Source organism: Bradyrhizobium pachyrhizi (assembly GCF_001189245.1).
Lineage (GTDB): Bacteria > Pseudomonadota > Alphaproteobacteria > Rhizobiales > Xanthobacteraceae > Bradyrhizobium > Bradyrhizobium pachyrhizi.
Genome location: NZ_LFIQ01000097.1, coordinates 1 through 2,627 on the forward strand (window position 1 = coordinate 1; position 2,627 = coordinate 2,627).

The window sequence follows — 2,627 nt, forward strand, 5'->3', positions numbered from 1 at the left end:
GGTAAGCTCAGCGCTTTCTGCGGCCATGGTCATTCCAGTGAGTTAGACGGTCACGTCGTGGCGCCTAGCCTGCAGAGCCGCCGATGATATATGGTCAGTGAACGTGCCATCATTACTGCCCTCTCAGCAACTCGAGCAACACCGCGGCGAGACTCACTGACATGGCGAGCGCGTGTCGCAACTCACCCGCCATGACGGGCCGAGACGCCAATAACGGTGCGTTGCGCCCGTGTGCAAAAATGCCCGGTGTCGTAACATCGCGACCGCCATAGAGGGGCGTACCGCGCTTCTTCAACCTCGAGACACCTGACAGCCCTCGGTGACGGACGTTTTGGACAGATCTGCGCTGAATGGCCGCTTCGATCGCGTGCGCCGAGACCGCTTAAACAATCGAAGCGCCTGCGCACTCGCCCAAAGCTCAGATCGCCCCTCATCGCCGGCCGCTCCAATAATCAGGGAGCTTCGCATTCTTCCATTAGGCACAGAATTTCAGCCATATTAAGCGTGGCACAGGGAGGCGTTGACGCCATCCTGGTGCAGGCCGACATGGGGCAGGATGCCGATTGCCGCAAGCCGTCCGACGAGACCCTGAAGCAGTGGGGGCACATCGACGGGTGATCAATATTGCCGGCACAACTAAGCTCAAGAAGTTAGTGTGATCTCGAGGGCATTACGGCAGAGGATCGCATCCTGCGAGTCCACGTCACCGGCTCCTAGATGATGAGCTGCGCCGTGTAGCCGACAATGAAGAAGCAGTGGGAGGAGAGCAAGAAACGCGGTTCGATCGTCAACATATCTTCGAACGCCGGAGCCACCGGCGTGGGCAATTCGATTCCGCACGTGACCTCCAAGGGAGCGCTCAACACGCACACGCTATCATTGGTGCGTTGATTCGGCCGTAGGGTCAACGCGGTATGTCCCAGCTTCATCCAAGGATGGATCCTGGCGGGTTAGGCTAGCCGGAGTACGAGGAGATGAAGGAGGCGATAGAGCAGACCACGCCCCTGCGGCAGACCGGCACGCCCGAGCAAATGGCCGAAGCTGCGGTGTTCTTTCTCACAAGCGGTTCAAATATCACCGGCGGGTTCTTGCTCGTTGGTGCTGAAGTCATCTCGGAACCCTACCGTTGAAAGGACGGCAGCACACGCCGATTCCATGGACCGCCGCAGTCGCGCGAGCTGAATTTGCGCGCAGCATCCGGGGCATAGAAATCGGTCGGTCTGCCGGTCGATAGACCTTTTGTCGATGCACCATTGCAAAGCTGCCGACGACCTCTCTGGTGAGTTGCAGCGGGACGATGCCGTTGCTCAGCGCCCTGGAACGCGGCCTTGCGCTTCTCGACGAGAGCTTTCGCCGCCTTGCTGTGCGGCAGTTTCGCCTGCATCGCGATCGGAATAGCTGCGCAGCTTAGCACAGCGAAATCAGAAATGACAAAACGGGACATGGATGCGCGCCCCGTAACCTAGCCATTACCAATATTACGGCTACACGGCGCGGTCGGCCTATGTCCCACAAGCAATAGCGGTTTCGATCCGCCAGGAGGCACCGCCACAATAGAAAATTGATGTGGCCGATGAGCGCTGCGAGAGCAATAAATACAAGCAACGGCGCAACCCTCTGATCGCCCGCATCAAGCCGCTAACGCGGCGCTTCGAGACTATCTCATACAGCACTTCCTCCAGCGCCGGATTCGTCGGGCCGACCGAACAGGCGCAGTCGAAATTGAACCAACGCCTTCGTCGGCTCGACTGAATCGGCGCAACTATCGTTACGCGCGAAGAACATGAGGTGACCAGTGTCGACTCGAAGTGCGATATACAACTTCACGCAGATGGTCGGCCCGCTGCGTGTCGCAATTCACCTCACAACTCGGGGCACGAGACGTTAACGCGGCGCTCAGTCCTGCCGTTTGAATATGCCCCTAGATTTTCGGGGCTATGTCCTGCTCGAACTTCTTCACCCAATCATTGAGTTGCGTGGACATGTAGGCCCAGTCGGGTAGATAAGCAAATTTGTCGTGCTCCTCCGGCGTAAACTGCAGGGGCGCGGTGTTGGCACCCGCCTTCGCCTTCTGGTTGGCCGGAACGCCGCCGATAGCTTCATTGAAGAACTCGACGTTGTCTTTGCTCACCATGAAATTGGCGAACTCCATGGCGGCCTTCTTGTTCTTTGAGTTCGCCATAACCACCCATCCCTCGACATATTGGGCTGCCTTCAGGGACGGGTCCACCTTTGTCAGCGCCTTCATGGGCACCTTGTTGGCGAGAGAGACCAAACTGTCCGTTCCGAAATAAGTGATGGAGACTTCGCCTGTCGTTAACGCGTTCTGATTCTGGGCGGCGTTCTGATAGATGCGGCCGATATTGCCGGATTTGGCCAATTCCTCGAGAAACTTCCAGCCCGGATCCATGTTGAACTCGTTGCCGCCGCGCGCCAGGGCCAACGTGACCGTCGCCATATTCGTGTAGATGGTTGGCGCCGGCCACGAGATCTGACCCTTGAGTTTCGGATTCAGTAGATCTTCGATGCTCTTGATCTCAATAGGACAACGATCGGCGCGCACAGCGAAGAAACCGCCATTGACCGAGTACGGGATGTTCTTGATGTTGCCCTTCTCGTCTTTGGCT

General features: G+C 57.7%; 5 protein-coding genes. 2 read left to right on the top strand and 3 right to left on the bottom strand.

Annotated features, from left to right (window positions below):
• Window positions 1–713: 713 nt before the first annotated feature.
• The gene (locus AKL29_RS45470; RefSeq protein ID WP_244482374.1) at window positions 714–929 is read right to left on the bottom strand and encodes a hypothetical protein; all 216 of its coding nucleotides are present in this window, start codon (window positions 927–929) and stop codon (window positions 714–716) included.
• Between the two features lie 45 nt (window positions 930–974).
• On the opposite strand from AKL29_RS45470, the gene AKL29_RS42950 reads away from it, so the two are divergent.
• A complete protein-coding gene (locus AKL29_RS42950; protein WP_160321781.1) occupies window positions 975–1,130 on the top strand; it encodes a hypothetical protein in 156 nt (51 codons plus the stop codon).
• Here the strand turns inward: AKL29_RS42950 and AKL29_RS42215 are convergent.
• Entirely contained in the window at window positions 1,121–1,444 is a 324-nt protein-coding gene (locus AKL29_RS42215) for a hypothetical protein (RefSeq protein ID WP_152977756.1), read from the bottom strand. The two genes, AKL29_RS42950 and AKL29_RS42215, sit on opposite strands and share 10 nt — an antisense overlap.
• Before the next feature lie 122 nt (window positions 1,445–1,566).
• On the opposite strand from AKL29_RS42215, the gene AKL29_RS24615 reads away from it, so the two are divergent.
• Window positions 1,567–1,752, top strand: a complete 186-nt coding sequence (locus tag AKL29_RS24615) for a hypothetical protein (RefSeq protein WP_050385952.1) — start codon at window positions 1,567–1,569, stop codon at window positions 1,750–1,752.
• Window positions 1,753–1,921: 169 nt separating this feature from the next.
• Here the strand turns inward: AKL29_RS24615 and AKL29_RS24620 are convergent.
• A partial coding sequence (locus AKL29_RS24620; RefSeq protein WP_160321782.1) for an extracellular solute-binding protein occupies window positions 1,922–2,627 on the bottom strand: 706 nt, incomplete at its 5' end.